This window comes from Gilliamella sp. X-46, from assembly GCF_057063525.1.
In genome coordinates this window covers 357,528-374,925 of the sequence record NZ_JBXSQH010000001.1, presented here as the reverse complement: position 1 = coordinate 374,925, position 17,398 = coordinate 357,528, and the positions used below count along the sequence as shown (strand labels likewise).

General features: G+C 37.9%; 14 protein-coding genes, 1 pseudogene and 1 CRISPR repeat array. Of the genes and pseudogenes, 14 read left to right on the top strand and 1 reads right to left on the bottom strand.

Annotation, left to right across the window (positions count from 1 at the left end; translation table 11 throughout):
* Nucleotides 1–48: 48 nt before the first annotated feature.
* From ACYIAJ_RS01845 to ACYIAJ_RS01780, 14 genes and pseudogenes are all read left to right on the top strand, one after another.
* Entirely contained in the window at nucleotides 49–3,282 is a 3,234-nt protein-coding gene (locus tag ACYIAJ_RS01845) for a tape measure protein (RefSeq protein ID WP_483564233.1), read from the top strand.
* Nucleotides 3,283–3,709: 427 nt separating this feature from the next.
* Nucleotides 3,710–4,156: a hypothetical protein gene (locus ACYIAJ_RS01840; RefSeq protein ID WP_483564232.1), complete on the top strand. Its 447-nt coding sequence runs from the start codon at nucleotides 3,710–3,712 to the stop codon at nucleotides 4,154–4,156.
* A gap of 9 nt (nucleotides 4,157–4,165) precedes the next feature.
* Nucleotides 4,166–4,963 (top strand): hypothetical protein, encoded by a 798-nt coding sequence (locus ACYIAJ_RS01835; RefSeq protein ID WP_483564231.1) that lies wholly within the window; start codon nucleotides 4,166–4,168, stop codon nucleotides 4,961–4,963.
* Nucleotides 4,964–5,205: 242 nt separating this feature from the next.
* A complete protein-coding gene (locus ACYIAJ_RS01830; RefSeq protein ID WP_483564230.1) occupies nucleotides 5,206–6,027 on the top strand; it encodes a phage antirepressor N-terminal domain-containing protein in 822 nt (273 codons plus the stop codon).
* A gap of 203 nt (nucleotides 6,028–6,230) precedes the next feature.
* Nucleotides 6,231–6,678: a CRISPR direct-repeat array (repeat unit 28 nt; unit sequence GTTCACCGCCGAATAGGCGGTTTAGAAA).
* 254 nt (nucleotides 6,679–6,932) lie between these two features.
* A complete protein-coding gene (locus ACYIAJ_RS01825) occupies nucleotides 6,933–7,658 on the top strand; it encodes a DUF3800 domain-containing protein (RefSeq protein WP_483564229.1) in 726 nt (241 codons plus the stop codon).
* Nucleotides 7,659–8,168: 510 nt separating this feature from the next.
* Nucleotides 8,169–8,348 (top strand): hypothetical protein, encoded by a 180-nt coding sequence (locus ACYIAJ_RS01820; protein WP_065567067.1) that lies wholly within the window; start codon nucleotides 8,169–8,171, stop codon nucleotides 8,346–8,348.
* 18 nt (nucleotides 8,349–8,366) lie between these two features.
* The gene (locus tag ACYIAJ_RS01815) at nucleotides 8,367–8,840 is read left to right on the top strand and encodes a type II toxin-antitoxin system death-on-curing family toxin (protein ID WP_483559462.1); all 474 of its coding nucleotides are present in this window, start codon (nucleotides 8,367–8,369) and stop codon (nucleotides 8,838–8,840) included.
* Nucleotides 8,841–8,902: 62 nt separating this feature from the next.
* Nucleotides 8,903–9,232, top strand: coding sequence for a phage tail protein (locus tag ACYIAJ_RS01810; protein WP_483559364.1), 330 nt, complete (start codon nucleotides 8,903–8,905; stop codon nucleotides 9,230–9,232).
* Nucleotides 9,229–9,933, top strand: a complete 705-nt coding sequence (locus ACYIAJ_RS01805; RefSeq protein ID WP_483559366.1) for a phage minor tail protein L — start codon at nucleotides 9,229–9,231, stop codon at nucleotides 9,931–9,933. The genes ACYIAJ_RS01810 and ACYIAJ_RS01805 overlap by 4 nt, the downstream gene beginning before the upstream one ends.
* 3 nt (nucleotides 9,934–9,936) lie before the next feature.
* Nucleotides 9,937–10,653, top strand: coding sequence for a C40 family peptidase (locus ACYIAJ_RS01800; RefSeq protein ID WP_483559464.1), 717 nt, complete (start codon nucleotides 9,937–9,939; stop codon nucleotides 10,651–10,653).
* Nucleotides 10,596–11,225 (top strand): tail assembly protein, encoded by a 630-nt coding sequence (locus ACYIAJ_RS01795; protein WP_483559368.1) that lies wholly within the window; start codon nucleotides 10,596–10,598, stop codon nucleotides 11,223–11,225. Before ACYIAJ_RS01800 ends, ACYIAJ_RS01795 begins: the two co-directional genes overlap by 58 nt.
* Before the next feature lie 253 nt (nucleotides 11,226–11,478).
* Nucleotides 11,479–14,460, top strand: a pseudogene (locus tag ACYIAJ_RS01790) (TipJ family phage tail tip protein); the annotation flags it as partial.
* A gap of 39 nt (nucleotides 14,461–14,499) precedes the next feature.
* Nucleotides 14,500–15,750 (top strand): prophage tail fiber N-terminal domain-containing protein, encoded by a 1,251-nt coding sequence (locus ACYIAJ_RS01785; RefSeq protein ID WP_483559369.1) that lies wholly within the window; start codon nucleotides 14,500–14,502, stop codon nucleotides 15,748–15,750.
* Nucleotides 15,751–15,752: 2 nt separating this feature from the next.
* The gene (locus ACYIAJ_RS01780; RefSeq protein WP_483559371.1) at nucleotides 15,753–16,187 is read left to right on the top strand and encodes a tail fiber assembly protein; all 435 of its coding nucleotides are present in this window, start codon (nucleotides 15,753–15,755) and stop codon (nucleotides 16,185–16,187) included.
* 11 nt (nucleotides 16,188–16,198) lie between these two features.
* Here ACYIAJ_RS01780 and ACYIAJ_RS01775 read toward each other — a convergent pair whose 3' ends face one another.
* Nucleotides 16,199–16,906, bottom strand: coding sequence for a CatB-related O-acetyltransferase (locus ACYIAJ_RS01775; protein ID WP_483559373.1), 708 nt, complete (start codon nucleotides 16,904–16,906; stop codon nucleotides 16,199–16,201).
* Nucleotides 16,907–17,398 lie beyond the last annotated feature (492 nt).

Here is a 17,398-nt window from a genome sequence, read left to right as displayed (position 1 = left end):
ACCGCCTTGTGCGGTTTTTTATTACCTAAATTTCTATAAGAGGTTTTTATGTCATTTGAAGCAGGAAGTATATATTACACAATTGATGCTAAAACAGGGGCTTTATTAACAGCCGATAAACAAGTATCTAGTTTTAACAAAAGAGCGCAGGAGGGGTTTGAACGAACAGCGGCGTCAATGAGCAAGCTAACACAGATTGCCAAAGCTGTATCTGCTGCCCTTGTTTCTAGCACCGTGATTGCATACGCTCAAAGCTGGAACGAGCTAGAAGACCGTATACAGAATACTGGCGCTACAGCATCACAAACTAAAGATATTCTAGACCAACTTTTGGCAACTTCTGACCGAAACGGTCGTACAATTGAAGAATCATCAGAGTTATATATTCGCCTTTCTAATTCTATGAGTGAGCTGGGGTATAGCACTCAGAGTACATTGTCTTACATCGATACGTTATCTAACTTGATGACAATTAATAAAACTAACGCGTTAAGCGCAGAATCAGCCATAAACGCCCTCACCAAGGCGCAAATGAAAGGGAAACTGGCTGGTATTGATGCAATGTCTGTTTTTAATGCAATGCCAAGCGTTCTTAAAACCCTCGGAAAGCAGTTAAAGAAAACTGAGGCAGAAGTTAGACAAATGGCTTCTGATGGCAAGTTATCTATGTCGGAATTTACCGATGCGATGATAGCTGCACAAGAAGAAACTGCTGCGCTTGCTGATAATATGCGCAACACAGTAACCGATGGTATTAACCGTGTTACCAACAATCTTAAAAAGTACCTTGGCGAGCTTAATAACTCAACTGGCGCAACAAAAATTTTAGTTGATTCGTTGATTTTGATGTCTCAGCATGTCGATATTTTAATGACGGGTGTCGGTGCTTTAGCTGCGATTTACGCAGGAAAATACATCACATCACTAGCTAATGCGACTAAGCAAAGTGCTGAACAAACAATTGCAAATATTCGTCAAGCACAAGCTGAAAAAGTTTTAATTCAAGCTGAAATGGCTAGAATTAGCGAGAACATCAGAGCGTTAGAGGTTCAGAAACAAAATATTATTTTAGCTCAAACACATTGTAATAGCTTACGAGCACAAATGGCATTAAATAAGCAACTCGCAGTTGTTGAAACTCAATTAACTGCTGCTACAAATCAGCAGACAGCAGCGCAAGCAAGACTTGATGTAGCGATGAAAGCAACATCTTTTGCAGCAAAAGGTTTGCGCTCAGCTATGGCTTTACTTGGTGGCCCTGCTGGTATGTTGTTCCTCGCGGCTGGTGCTTTGACGACTTGGGCGAGCAAAGCAAATGAAGCGAGAGAGGCTGCGATTAATTTTAAAGATAAAGTTGATGATTTAAGAGACTCTTTAAAATCTTTAACGTATGCTCAGCTAATTAAACAACAACAAGACTATATGCAGTCACTAAAGATTGCAACTAGTGAGCTTTCTAATCAAGAAGCTGAACTTAAGAAAACCGAAAAACAACTAAATAGCATTATAGCAAGTGGGAATTATTATAAACACCCAGAAAGAGCAATTAATAGACTAACAGAGAAAGCTCAAGCGCTTAGAGCTAGTATTGATACAACAAAGCAAAGCATTTCAAATATACACGGCTTAATGAGCTACATCAACACGCTGTTAATAGACACGAGTTCGGGAGCAGAGCAAGCAGCCAAGTCTGGAGAAAACTTAGCAAACAGTTTGGATAAGACAACTAAAACTAAAATTGATGAAAAAATAAAATCTCTTTCTACTGAGCTTGAAATTTCAGAAATGAAGCTTAGCGGCGCGAAAAAAGCTGCTTATATTTATGAAAACGCTTTAAGTGAATTGGGGGATGAATCGGATAAGTATAAAGTTGCTTTACTTGGATTGATAAACGGTACCGCTGAATGGGCTGATATGTCCGAAGAAGTAATAAGAGTGTTAGAGCCTTTACTTAAAGCGCTCGGCAAGGCTTTTGATGTAAGTGAAAAGCTAAACGCAAGCAAAAAAAGGGGGAAAGGCACAACAAAATCATACGCAGAGGAAATCAAAGAACTTAACGATAAGTTGGAAGTTGCTAAACTTGAGGCTCAAGGGCTTACTGTTGAATCTGAATTACTTGCTATTACTCAAAAAATGGGTAGCAAAGTTACAGCAAAACAAACAGAAGAGCTTAGAAAACTAATCGAAGCATCACAAGCTTATAAAGAGCTTGGTTCATTAAAAAGCCCGATTGAAGCCGAAGAAGATTCATTTAAACAATCTAAAAAATCATTAGATGTATTACGGAAAGAGGGAGCAATAAAAACCCAAGAAGAATACAACGCTAAGCTTGAACAACTAGAAAAACAGCATCAGATAAACATGGCTAAAATCAAGTCTGAAGCTGTTGTATCTAAAATTGACGACGCTGTAGCACAAGTAGACCCTGTTCAAGCCCTTAAAAATGAAAATGATAGAAAACTTGCTTTGATTCAAGAGTTTGAAAATCAAAAATGGATCACCGAAGAAAACGCAATAGCTTTACGTGAAGCAGCTAATCATCAGTACGAACAAAATCGTATCAATGCGCAGTGGGAAATATGGAGAAATCAGAGCGATGCTAACGAGTTTTTAGCGTCATCACTTGAAGGACTAGCAAGTAGTGCGACAAGTACGATATCAGGGCTGATGTCAGGCACAATGACGGCGACACAGGCAATGCAAAACTTTGCTAATGTGATTTTGAACGAAGCTATCGGGTCGCTGGTTCAAATGGGTATGCAATATGTTAAAAACGCAATTGTAGCAAAAACGACATCAGCAGCAACGACAGCAGCTCAAGTATCCGAAGCTCAGGCGTTAGCTTTAGCATATGAACCAGCGGCAATGAACGCATCTATTGCCACACAAGGCGCAGCAGCAGCAATAGGCGCAGAGGCATACGCAACAGCTATTGGGTCTATGAAAGCTTTGGGTATAGCTTATGGCGGAGGACGCTTACGAGGCGGTGGTGTTGATGTTGGGAAAGCTTATAGAGTTAACGAAAGCGGAGAGCCTGAATTGTTTGTCGCACACGGAAAACAGTACATGATACCGAACAAAAATGGTGAAGTTATTCCGTCCAACAAACTAAGAGGTTCAGCAAGCAGAACAATCATAAATAATATTACTCAAAACATATCTTTTGGTGACGGGCAAGACAATAAAGAAGCAGCTAACGAGACAGCTAGAATGCTGAAACAAGCGCTCAGAAGTGTAATTCAAGAAGAACAAAGACCAGGAGGACTACTAAATCGGCGTTGATTTTATAGATGAATTTTCATATTTTCACCCCAAAAACTCGTCAGGAAAGATATTGATTTTATTAAAGTTTTTTCTGGCGTTTTTTGAGGGTAATGCCACAACCCTTTTTTTAATCGCTTTTTTAATCCATTGAAAAATATAGATTAATTTCAGTGCTAGAAAAAAGGGTTATTTTCGAAAAAATGGCTAAAATTTAGTTAAAACAAAAGGCTATGTTTGATATAATCTAGTTCACCGCCGAATAGGCGGTTTAGAAACATTCGCTAACAGTTAATGTAGGAATCGGTTGGTTCACCGCTGCATAAGCGGTTTAGAAATTTTGTTTCGCTTCTGCCGCTTTACTCGACCAGTTCACCGCTGCATAAGCGGTTTTTTATTGCTCTTAGTTAATAAATTTCATACTATCTATCAAAATTAAGGAGATAGTATGAAAAGAATCTTGATAATTAGCCTAGTTAGTATCGCTTTAACTGGCTGCGGCGATGATAAAGTTACTAAAGAGTATTTGGTGGGTAAATGGGATTGTAATTTAGAGGATTTTATTGCAAATAATGTTAATGGTAAATCTACAGATTATAAAAAAGACGGCAGTTATTTTTATGTTGATGAATACAAAATAGAGGAAGGAAAGTTATACTCTAGGAAAAATAGCGCTGATTGGATGGAAAGCGATATAATTAATAGACATTCAGGGCAGACGCTGGTTAATAAGGATGAAATGGGCTCATTAAAAATTACCGCGTTAATATCACAAAAGTCTGAAAATAAATTCTTTATAACAGAGGAATATATTTTTATGAAAAATGATGAGAATAAAAATGAATATTTAGATTTTAAAACAAAGTCAGAGGGTTTTTGCACAAGAATAAAATAGGTATCAATTATGTGGTTATTGTATGGTATTGCAATATTTGGTGTAGTTATAATGGTGCTTTATTATGGATTACTTTTTCTTCAACAACAGCAAATAGAAAAGTTGGTTAATCCTAAAAATGAGCCATCTAATCGTTCATTGGAAGCTAGCGTTTCAGAGAATAAATATGCTGGAATGAAACATGTTAGTGACGTTGGTGATTTGCATGAGGATGAATTGCTTGGATACAAGAATATTCATAGTGATCATGTGCTTACTTATAAGTGGTCAGAAGGATCAAAAGACTATGAAAACCTCGAAAATTCTTTTGATGACAATTTAAATCATAAAATAATGAACTGTAAAAATGCAGAGGACGATTGGTTAGACTGGGTTGACGATGATTGTGTTGTAGAACAAAAGAGAGCTGGGAAGAAAAAAGCCGGATTAAGCAAAAGAGAATGGCTTGAGCCATTAAAAAAACTTCCAGATCAAGTTATCATTGATATGCATTTTAAGATTTTATCGTTAATAAAGAAACATTATAAGCTGAGAGCGCAGGGTAAAAATTTGGATATCGCAATTGATTTCTGTGAACAAGGTATTACCCTGTCAAGGCTTGTTATAGAAGCAATGAAAAGAAAGCACTCCGAAATAGCCTCTATCGCGGAACAGTATACTGGAAAGCGTGATAAGTTTTTTTACCCCAGCAATCCAGCATATAATCAGTATGCTGTAATTTTAAAAAGGCAGAAAAACTTTGATAAATTAGCTGTTATAAATGCTAAAAAAGAGGCTGAGGGATGGGGAAAAGGTAATGATTATTGAGTTAATTACCTATTGACTACCAAAGCAATTTAATTGTATATTCTAAATAGGTGCTCAAAACACCTTCAAAGAGCGGCAACCGCACCCGACAGAAATGCGGCTTTTTTATATCCAGATTTTATGATCGGGAGTGCGACTAATAAAACACCCTCGGGAAATAAGTCCGCTGTCTCTTTGCAGTTTTGAGCTCCTGATCGCCCTACTCAAAATGGGGTTAATAATAAAATCAAAGAGGATATAGCATGTCAAATACAAAATTAGAAACAATTCAGTTTCACAATCAACAATTAATCGTTCTTAATCACCAAAACAAACCTTATATTGCAATGAAGCCAGTTTGCGAAAATATTGGGTTAGACTGGCACGCTCAACTAAACAGAATCAATCGCCACCATGTTTTAAGCAAAGGTGTCGCCATGATAGCGACCCCCACAAAAGGCGGTGTACAAAAGTACGTTTGTCTACCAATTTCAATGATCAACGGTTGGCTTTTTGGTATTGAAACTAGTCGGGTAAAACCAGAAATCAGAGCAACACTTGAACAATATCAGCTTGAATGTTTCGATGTACTTTATAACCACTTTATGCCAAAAGTAGCGCAACAATTCCCTAATACGATTTCGCCCGAACAACAACAGCAAATCCAACAGGCTGTCAACGAGCGAGTTTATCGAACAGGAGAACGACATCAGGCTGTTTATTCAAAGTTTCATCAGCAATTTAAGATACCACGCTATCAAGATTTGCCTGCTAGTAAATTTGATGAGGCGATTAAGTGGTTGGGTGGTGTGCATTCTCGAAGTGGATTATCTGATGAAGATTTGTATAATTTGGCTTGGTTATATAAAGTAGCTGATAGAATGCGTCACCACATAGAGTTGGTAGAGCCTGCATTGCGTGCAATAGATTCACGTTTTACGGGAGCTTTTTACTCCATGGCTTATGATTACAAATATACGTTAAAGCAAGCTAGAAAAGTTATTGAACGAGAAACAGCGCATATAATTACAAGTCATCTTACTACAAATTGGAATAAAGTATTGCCAATCATTCGACATAACTAACCCAAAAAACTTGTCAGGAAATGTATTGATTTTATTAATGTTTTTTCTGGCGCTTTTGGAGTTAAACTCAAAAACCCTTTTTTTAATCGCTTTTTTAACCTATTGAAAAATATAGATTAATTTAAGCACTAGAAAAAAAGGGTTATTTTCGAAAAAATGGCTAAATTTTAGTTAAAACAATATGATATCTTTGATATAATCTAGTTCACCGCCGAATAGGCGGTTTAGAAATGCCAAGGGTTTTCATTCGCAGGTAAACAGCTGTTCACCGCCGAATAGGCGGTTTAGAAAAAGCAGCAGGATAGTTATTTAATAAGATTTGCGTTCACCGCCGAATAGGCGGTTTAGAAATTGCCTACCCAGTACCCATGCCAGTGTGCTCGGTTCACCGCCGAATAGGCGGTTTAGAAATTAGCTCTTCAATAAGTTCTTGAGTAGACTTTGTTCACCGCCGAATAGGCGGTTTAGAAAAAGCAGCAGGATAGTTATTTAATAAGATTTGCGTTCACCGCCGAATAGGCGGTTTAGAAATTGCCTACCCAGTACCCATGCCAGTGTGCTCGGTTCACCGCCGAATAGGCGGTTTAGAAATTAGCTCTTCAATAAGTTCTTGAGTAGACTTTGTTCACCGCCGAATAGGCGGTTTAGAAAGTAATAAGAAATAAAACTCAAAATCTGGATAATCAATTTTGAAAACTTTGGCAAACTTTATGCGTTAAATAATGGAGAATTAAAAAAGTTAACAAAAATTAATTTTAATTTTGTATTGACTTGGTAATAAAAAAGCTTATTATTATTTACAAGAGCTTACAGTGCTGACTTAATTTGGCGCGTTGGAATATGATTCCAGTAGGCTTTCCTAATTATATAAGTCGCTATTGCGGCTTTTTTTTTGAGGATTTTCTATGCATCTGTTATATGTGGATGAATCTGGTCATATTTTAGATAATAGTCAAAGACATTTTGTGTTGGCTGGCATCTCCGTTCATGAGAAAAAGACTCATTGGTTAGAAAAAGATTTAAATTTAATCGCATCTAGTTTTGACCAAGATTATGATGCTATTGAACTGCATGGCTCGCCAATGATGGCAGGAAAAGGTAGTTGGCGAAAATATTTAAAAGAAGAAAGAATTGATGCAATTAAAAAAGCATTAAACATAGTAAAAACAAATTATGGGAAAAACGTCAGGCTTTTTGCTGCTGTTATTGATAAATCAAAAGTAGAATCAGGTGATGTTTCAGAAATCGCATTCGAGCAAATATCGACTAGATTTGATCATTTTCTCAAAAGAATTCATAATCGATATGAAGATGATCAGCGTGGAATCATGATATTTGATGAATCCTCAACAGAAAAAACCATACAATCATTATCAAAACGATTTAAACATGATGGACATACATGGGGTAAATTGAGAAAGTTTGCAGAAGTTCCCTTATTTATGGATTCTAAGTCTTCACGATTAATTCAGTTAGCGGATTTAGTCGCTTATTCCATTTTTAGAAAATACGAGAAAAATGATGATCAGTTCTTTCATATTATAGAACACTGCTTTGATTTTGATTGTGGAATAAAGCATGGATTATATGTTCACGGACAACCTTGTAGCACTCGCTTTGAGTGGAGGTAAAATAGTTCACCGCGGCATAAGCGGTTTAGAAATCGCTAAGAATCGGCAAACCGTCTGGGTGAGAGTTCACCGCCGAGTAGGCGGTTTTGAAAAACTTCGTGTAATTATTGTCATGAAAAACTGGTGATCAATCAAATGCAGAACAAGTTTTTAATGTGTTGATTAATAATAGCTTTATTGTAACTATATAAATGCTTTAAATTTAAAATCTTTATTTATTAATAAGTTAATTTTAGATCAAATATAATTAGATCCTAACCCGCTTCGGCTGTTTTTTATTATCAGTTATCTTTATAATGAAGACGACTTAAAGCTAACATGTTGATTTGTAAGGTAACCCAAATTTGGGTTACGAGCGGCGTGTAACAGTCAAATATATAGCACCTATTAATTTTTTGTAATTAGTATAAATTTTCTTTACTCTTTACCTTATGGTATTTATAATCAAGTTGAGGTTGAGAGCTTATTAGTTCTCAGCCATTCTTATATAAAAACTAATGAGGTGAATTTATGGGTCACGCACAAATAAAGGAAGATCGTCTTTATATTCCTCCACGTGACAAACATGTAGAGGTTAAAGCAAAACCTGCGTTAAGTAATGACTGCAATCATAATGAGCAAGTTTTAAATGCCTTTGCCTTTGGGTTCGCTCGCTACAAAAAAGCCATGAGAGACTTATCAAAGGTTTAACGAATGCTAGTGTCACAAATTGGGGAAATAGTTGATGGAATCAATTTTCTTTCAGTTGATGATATAAAGCTTATCAATTCATTGCTAATTAAACTACAGACACCTAAAGAGCCTATATATGTTCGTGATGAGAATACCTTGGGCTCATCCCAAGTTAGACCCAGTCTTTACAGGTATCACGAACAAACTGAGGATATTTTTAGGTTGGCGGCTGTTCTCATTGAGAGTTTAATTAGAAACCACCCTTTTGCAAATGCTAATAAAAGAACGGCTATGTTTTCTGGTTATCTATTTTTACTATTAAATGGGCAAGAGTTAAAAGCTCCTGACGCAGAAGTTGTTGAGATGGGCGTTGGAGTCGCTACAGGAAAGTATAATGTAGAGGAGTTAGAAAACTGGCTTTTTTGTTGGTCACAAGAATTTGACTCACGAACTCTTTGCGTCAGTAATGCGCATTCACTTGAAACGCTAATGGGTTCTATTAAAAATTAGTAATAAAGAAAATCAAACCTAAAGCTCGCAATTGCGGGCTTTTTTTATGTCTGGAGAAAATTATGGAAACATTTCACTGGAGACCGCAAAACAGCTCCACAATCTCAGTATCACCGAAAGTAAAGGTAATTAAATTCGGCGACGGCTATGAGCAACGCATTCGGGACGGTATTAACAACGATTTGCGCTCATACAATGTAACATTTGTCGGGTTATCAGAAGATGTCGGCTTGATTGATGATTTTCTTAGCCGACACAATGCGGTTAAAGCTTTTTTATGGCGAGAGCCTAACACTCACAAAACGATCAAAGTTGTTTGTCGTTCTTGGACATCAACGCCCAATGGCGCAGCTAAAACAATTTCCGCAACATTTGAGGAGGTAGTCGCATGATCCCCAAAAAAATGCTACTTAATATCACAAAAATAGCACAAGATGCGATTATTGACCTGTATGAAGTCGATTTAACTAAAATCGTGGGTAATAAAACGATATTTCGCTTTCATAATGGATTAAATGAGCTTCGGCGTCCGATTACATGGCAGGGTAATATCTATGAGCCATATCCTATTAAAGTAGATGGTTTTCAGAAAAACGGGCAGGGCACTAGTAACCGCCCGACAATGAGCGTTAGCAATGCAATGGGTTTTATTACTGGTCTAATAGCCGATTTTGACGGCTTACTTGGCGCAATTGTCACACGTCACGAAGTGCCAGTTAAATACTTAGACGCTGTTAACTTCGAGAACGGTAATCAATATGCCGATCCGTTTTGCGAAATCAGCTCAAATTATGTGATTGAGCAGGTAAAACAACAAAATTCAATGGTGGTTACGTTTGAATTAGCGTTACCGTGTGAGTCAGACGGCGCATTAATTCCAGCACGCGTCATTATTGCTAATACTTGCAGTTGGATATATCGCTCGTCAGAGTGCGGCTATACAGGTGGGCCTGTAGCTGATGAATTTGATAAACCCACAAACGATATTACTAAAGATAAATGTAGCCGTTGTCTAAATGGCTGTAAGCTTCGTCATGGCCAACACGGTATTCTTCCTTTTGGTGGTTTTCCAACTGCTGCTAAACTCTCTTAATTAATTATGAAAACACAAATACTTAATCACGCTAAACAATGCGGTGAGGCTGAGTGCTGCGGATTTGTTATTGATAATAAATCCTATCTGCCATGCAATAACATTTCACCTACACCAACCGAAACATTTGAAATATCCCCTGACGATTGGATAAAGGCAGAACAAAAAGGAGAGATAACCGCAATTGTTCACTCTCACCCAAACGGTTTACCGATACTCAGCCAAGCAGACCAATTTTATCAACAGCAAACAGGATTGAACTGGTGGCTAGTTTGCAACAATCAAATTCACAAGTTCAGGTATATCAAGCCACTGCTTGGTCGTGAATTTAAGCATGGTGAAACTGACTGCTTAACGTTAGTACGAGATGCGTACATGTTAACGGGTATCGATTTACCGAATTACGAAAGGCAAGATGATTGGTGGCATAACGGGCAAAATCTTTACTTAGATTTACTACCTAAAAATGAGTTTGAACAAGTTGAGGATGTTCAAGAGGGCGACGTTATCTTGGTTTGTCTTGGCTCGACAACACCCAACCACGCAGCCATTTATATCGGCAATCAATTCATTTTACATCATTGCCCAAATCGTCTCTCTAAACGAGATTTATATGATGGATTTTGGCTTAAATACACACATTCAATTTGGAGGCATAAAAAATGGCAATCGTCAGGCTTTACGGCAATCTTAAACAATATGGCGATAAGTTCAATATGAGCGTTGAAACAGCAGCGGAGGCATTAAACGGATTGTATTGTCAAATTAAAGGCTTGAAGCAGCAGATTATGGACGGTTATTTTCGGGTGCGAATTAACGGCGTAGATATGAACGAGGACAATTTACAGTTTGGTCTACACAGTCGAATACCTCAGGACGCTGTTATTCATATTGTACCTAAAACAGAGGGTGCAAAAGGTGGAGCATTCAGCTTTATAGCTGGTGCGGTGATGTTCGTTGTTGGTGCTATTTTTTACTGGACGCCAATGGGTTATCCATTAATGGCAGCGGGGTTGGGTTTGATGATTGGTGGTGTAGCCCAAATGCTAACCAAACTACCCAAAACAGACAAATCAGCTGACGGTGGCGCTAATAAAAACACCTATTTTTCTAATCTGGACAACACGATAGCGCAAGGAGCACCTGTGCCGCTTTGCTATGGCTTAATAAAAGTGGGTTCGAAAGTGCTGTCACAAGGGCTTGAAACATTAGACGACGCAACGAATCCAGATAAAAAACCAACAACACCAATCCCTTGGGATAAAATCATAAAGGGGAAGAAAAATGGGTAAAGGTTCAGGAAAAGCAAAAACACCAAAAGAAGCACAAGACAATCTAAAATCACACCAGCAACTGAGTATTATTGATTTATTATGTGAGGGGCAGATAGAGGGTCCAGCAAACGGATTGCAAAGCATATTTTTAAATGATACACCAATTCAAGCGCCCGACGGTTCATACAATTTCAATGGTGTTAATGTTGAATGGACGGCAGGCATTCAGGCGCAATCACCGCTAGAAGGATTTCCGGCAACCGAAAACGAAGTGCCTGTTAATTTGGAAGTAAAAGCAGCAACGCCGATTGTGCGAACCATTACCGACCCAAATATTGATAGGGTACGCATTACTGTTGGTGTGCAGTCGTTGAGCTCCACAGATAAAAAAGGCAACATCAACCGAACCTCAGTATCAATGGAAATTCAAATCGGTGTGGGTAGTGTGTGGAAAACGGTAAAAACGGTGGATTTAATCGATAAAAAAACACGCTCGCAGTATTTAACTTCTGTTATTTTAGATGATTTACCACCGAAACCGTTTAACATTCGAGTGGTGCGCAGAACACCAGACAGCACATCATCATTGCTAGTTAATAACACGCTATGGAGTTCGTACACTGAAATTTACGATACTAAATTTTCATATCCGAACACCGCGGTCGTTGGTTTGAAGTTTGATTCATCGCAGTTTAGTGGTGTGCCTCGCCGTAATTATTTAATCAAAGGTATGATAGTTAAAGTGCCTGACAATTACACTCCCGAAACGAGAGAGTATAAGGGTTTTTGGTCAGGTAATTTTAAGCTTGCTTGGACGAATAACCCAGCGTGGATATTTTACGACATACTAACTAATACACGCTACGGCATGGGTAATCGTATTGGTCAATTTGGTGTTGATAAATTTGCGTTATACACGATTGCTCAATACTGTGACCAGTTAGTTGATGATGGTTTTGGCGGTAAAGAGGCAAGATTTACCTGTAACTGTTACATTACAGAGCAACGACAGGCGTACGATGTTATTCACGACCTGTGCTCAATCTTCCGAGCCATGCCAATTTGGGACGGTACGCAGTACACTGCGGTGATGGATAGACCAAGCGACCCTGTAGCAATTTATTCAAACTCAAATGTAGTCGAGGGGCAGTTCAACTACACCTCAGCAGCACAAAAATCACGGCATACTGCTGTGCATGTGCGTTATATTGACCCTAATAACAATTGGGAGCCAACAACTGAGTACGTCGCTGATGATGAACTAATTAAGCGATTCGGGCTGAATGTAGCGCAAATCGATGCGTTTGGTTGTACGTCGAGAGGTCAAGCTCACAGGGTTGGTAAATGGTTAATTCAAACTGAAAAGCTTGAAACACAAACGGTTACGTTTAGCGTGGGACGTGAGGGTATCCGTCATTTACCCGGCGATATTATCGGTATTGCTGATAATGATTTTGCAGGTACAACTATTGGCGGACGAATTTTAGAAGCAAATGGTAGCACGATTACGTTAGACCGTGATATTGACATTAAACACATGAAACATGCGTATTTAAGTGTGACTGACACAAATATGCAACTACAAAAAGTTAAAATTCAAGCTCAGGTTAAACCTAATCAAATTGTTTTAGTAAGTAGTGTTAATGTCGATGAATATTCGGTTTGGGGCTTATATGACAATAAAATCAAACCACGGTTATTTAAGGCTATAACGATTGCTGAAAACAGCGACGGCACTTACTCAATCACAGCGTTACAACATGAACCGCAAAAAGAGGCGATAGTAGATAATGGGGCAAAATTTGAAGCAGAAAGTGGTACTATTTTTGGCTGGTCAATTCCGCCTGTTGAACAACTACAAGCTGAAATTATACCGGAGTCCGACTTATATCAAGCTCGTTTGTCATGGTCCACACCTCGCACGATTCAAAACCTGAAATTTGAGGTTAAGGTGCATCGTGATGATAAATTAATTAGTCGTGAAACTGTTAATGATACTGAGTATTATTTATCAGAATTACAGCAAGGCAAGTTTAGCGCAACGGTTAGAGGGGTAGCAGAAGACGGACGATTGGGCGATGAAACTACGATTGCTTTTTCGATTCTGCCGCCGTCTAAACCATCAGGCTTGGTACTCACGCCAAGTAGTTTTAATGTAGCGATTCGCCCTGTTATGACGTCTGTATCGAGCTTGGGTACACAATTCGAATTCTACAAAGGTACAACAAAGTCCGAAGTTGAAGCAAAAACCAATTATCTTGGTAGAGCTATGACATTAACTGATGTTGATTGTCAGCCTGATACTGAGTACTGGTACGGTGTGAATGCAGTTAATGTTGTTGGGCGTTCAGAGATGTTCATCACTAACACAAAAACATTAATTGCAGAAAATGGAGCAGGGGGATTATTTAGGATTCAAACTCACGACGGTAAATTCCCGACTAACAATGATGAAGCAACCCAAATGTTTTATCGTGAATTCGGATTTTATCCAGCCCGTGATACCACATTAATTATCTACTCATTAGATGGTGCGGGGAAAGTTGCACATTCAGAGGCGCGTATGTACAACGGCTCATATTGGATTGAGCCTGCCATGTTCTTGGACGGTGATTTAATTGCTACTGGCACAATGAGGGGGGACAGATTAATCGCTGGCACTGAAATCAAAGCACCGCTAATCTCAGGCGGTAAAATGGTTGCAGGTAGCGTTATCAGTGCAGGTAATCCTCCAGCTTTTGAACTATGGGAGGACGGTACGCTAAACGCTAGACGGGCGAATATTGCAGGCAGCATTTATGCGAACTCAGGGCAATTAAATAATGTTGTGATTAATGAGAATTGCCAAGTTAAAGGGAAGTTAACAGCAATGCAAATTGTCGGCGACATTATAAAAATGCACACATGTGCAAAAGATGGCTCCGTTACTATAGCACCTGAGTCGTTCGATCGAGAGTTGTTTATTTTACCAGTTACGTTAGCAGCCGTTGGTCACCCGGGCCATACTGGCGATAACCACTGGAGCCCGAATTATTTCACATTTGGTAGGCTGGATATCATCATCAGAAATAGTGCAACTAATCAAGTTATCACAAAAAGGATAGAGACATCAGAGATAAGTCTCACTGTAAGTGAAACTCTTTCAACTACAATACCCGCTAATGTAACTTTTTTTGTTAACACACAAACACCGAACAAATATAAAAAAGATGGCATACCAGATTTCATCACAATAATGACATTGAAAAAATAATAATCGCCTTCGTAGTGGTTTTTATTTTAGGAGAAAATTATGGCAAAAATATCAGGCGTTTTAACAGACGGCGCAGGTAATATTATTAACAACTGCACTATTGAGTTATGCGCAAAAAAAACAACAAGCAAAGTACTAACGCAAACGCAAGCATTTCAAGTAGCAAGTAACGGTAGTTACATAATGAACGTTTTGCCGTGTGATTATGAAGTAAAGTTGATTATAAATGGATTCCCACCAAAAAGGCTGGGTACAATTCAAGTTTTTTCTGACTCATCTGACGGCTCATTAAATGATTTTTTACTTAACCCGTCGGAGAGTGAGATAACACCTGAAATACTGCAACAAGTTATTGATGCTCGTAATCATGCTAATAAATCTGCTGAAAAAGCGGCAGATTCAGAACAGAATAGTAAAACATCTGAAACGAACGCAAAAATAAGCGAAACTAATGCAAAAAATATAGCGCATTCAGTTGAAGGCTTGGTCGCTAATGCAAGCAACTCAGCACGATCAGCAAGTGAATCAGCAACAATAGCAACTGATGCTAGCGAATCAGCTAAATCACATTCAGATTCAGCAAAATCATATGCAGATAGTGCTAGTTCATCAGCTACAGCGTCACATAACTCAGCTCAACAATCTAGTAATAGCGCAAATGTTGCTAGCTCATCTGAGCGCAACGCTAAAACATCTGAACAAAATGCTAAAAAATCAGCAGATGACGCTAAAAACGCTGCGCTATCAATTGATACTACAGTTTTCATAAAAAAATCTGGTGTAGATAATCAGTCAATTAATGGCTCATTAGATGTAAAAGTTCTAAATGAACAAGGCCAACGAGTTTACTCGCCGAATAATAAACCAACTGCTGATGATGTTGGCGCTGTTCCTGCCGTTAAAGAGGATGTGAACGGTTCACCTATTTACATGGTAGGTGAACAAACGAATTTTAAACAGCGCCCAAAGTTTAATAACTCTGACTTGATTAGCAGCGCAGAATATGCAGCAGTATTTGCTAAAAATGGTTATGCGAAAATGGCCAATGGACTGATCATCCAATGGGGGGAAGGACAATATTTGGCTGGGGCAGGATTCGGTGGGTCTATTCAAACATTTTTTACAGTATTCCCAAATGCTTGTTTATCAATAGTGACGAATGATTTGTTTGCTGGAGTTAATTCTACAGCAGCATCACCAATATCTCGCTCTCAGTTTAAGTGTTGGGGAAAAGATCCAGTTGGTAGCTACGCGAACACAGGTTTTCTTTACATAGCTATAGGATTTTAAATATGAAACATTTTTACAGTCATACAACAAAATCATTTTATATAGATGAAATTAACAACGAAATACCGTCTGATGCTGTAGAAATCACAGCTAAACAGCACGATGAATTGCATAACGCAATAAACGCAGGCTGCATTATATTTAGTGATTTAACGTACTCAGATCCGAAGCCATCAGCTTTTCACAAGTGGGATGGTAAAAAATGGGTTGAAGACATTAATGAGCGTAATCAATATCTTTGTGAGCAAAATACAATTACAAAAAATTCATTAATCAACGAAGCCAGCGAAAAAATAGCTATTTTGCAAGATATTATCGATTTTGATATGCAAGAAGCCGACGAAGAAGCGCAGTTAAAAGAGTGGAAAAAATATCGAATCTTGTTAATGCGTGTTGATGTATCAGACATTAATGCAGTATTTCCAGACAAGCCGTAAAGAAGTGGCAATTATGCCACTTTATCTTTATTTTTTATTGTTTCAACTTGTTCGATAGCTTTTTCGATGTTGTTAAAGTCAATGACATCTTTGTTTAATAAATGATGTTCTAAATCCCACCACTTTAATTCCAGTAATTTCTCTATGATATCATTTGAAAAACGATATCGTATAATTCTTGCTGGAATGCCTGCAACAATAGCATAGGGAGGGACATCTTTAGTGACAACTGCTGATGAACCAATAATTGCTCCATCGCCTATTTTTACCCCTGTTTGTATAACAACATTTGCTCCGATCCAGACATCATTACCAATTGTTGTGATTTCTAGTGGTTTGAACTTGTCAGTTTCATTATATTGAAATGGATGTATTGATAACCAGTCCGTGGGGTGTTTATCTGCGCCGATTGTAACGTTTGTTGCAATTGAGCAGTACTTACCAATATGTGTGTTTTTAACTAAACCACTAACAATATAAGAATGCTCATCAACTCTACAGTTATCGTCGATGACGACTTGAGGACAAATTGTCGCTGTTTCAGCGATTAATTTAGGTTTCTGAATAATATTATCTAAAAGATTGCAGTTATCCTCAATGACATTTTGATCGTAATTTATCGTTGCTTCTTCAATTGATTTAGTTATCTGAGAACTGTAATCTAAATTTTTGCGTAGTTTTAATCCGGTTTTTTTATAAATCCAATATCTAAATCCCATATCTAAACCCCATGTAATTAAATCGGTTATTCCAAACAAAATAAAATTATAGCAAAATATTAATGATCAAACACACTATCAATCTTCAACTTACAATACTCAACAGCGTCATGTAGCATCACAAAATCGGCGATATCATATAGTGCTTTCTGTGTTTGATAGAACACATAATTGTGCTCGTCGTCGCTGTTGATAATGTATCATTCGCCCGACAATTCAATTTCAAAATTTTCGGGCATCATACGCATATAAAACAAAAGTAAATTTATTTTTCGTTATTTTATATTGATTGTTTTTTGATGTGAAATTTTGGAAGGTCGGTTGTAAGATGGTGTGACCATTTTGTGACACAAATGTTTATTAATATATACTAAAATCTATTAAAATCTACTAATTGAAATTTTGGCTAGCCCTTGTTGTTTCTAGTGTTATTAAGGTTTTTCAATTAATATATTTTAGTATATTAAGGCACTTCTAAGCCGTAGGTCACAG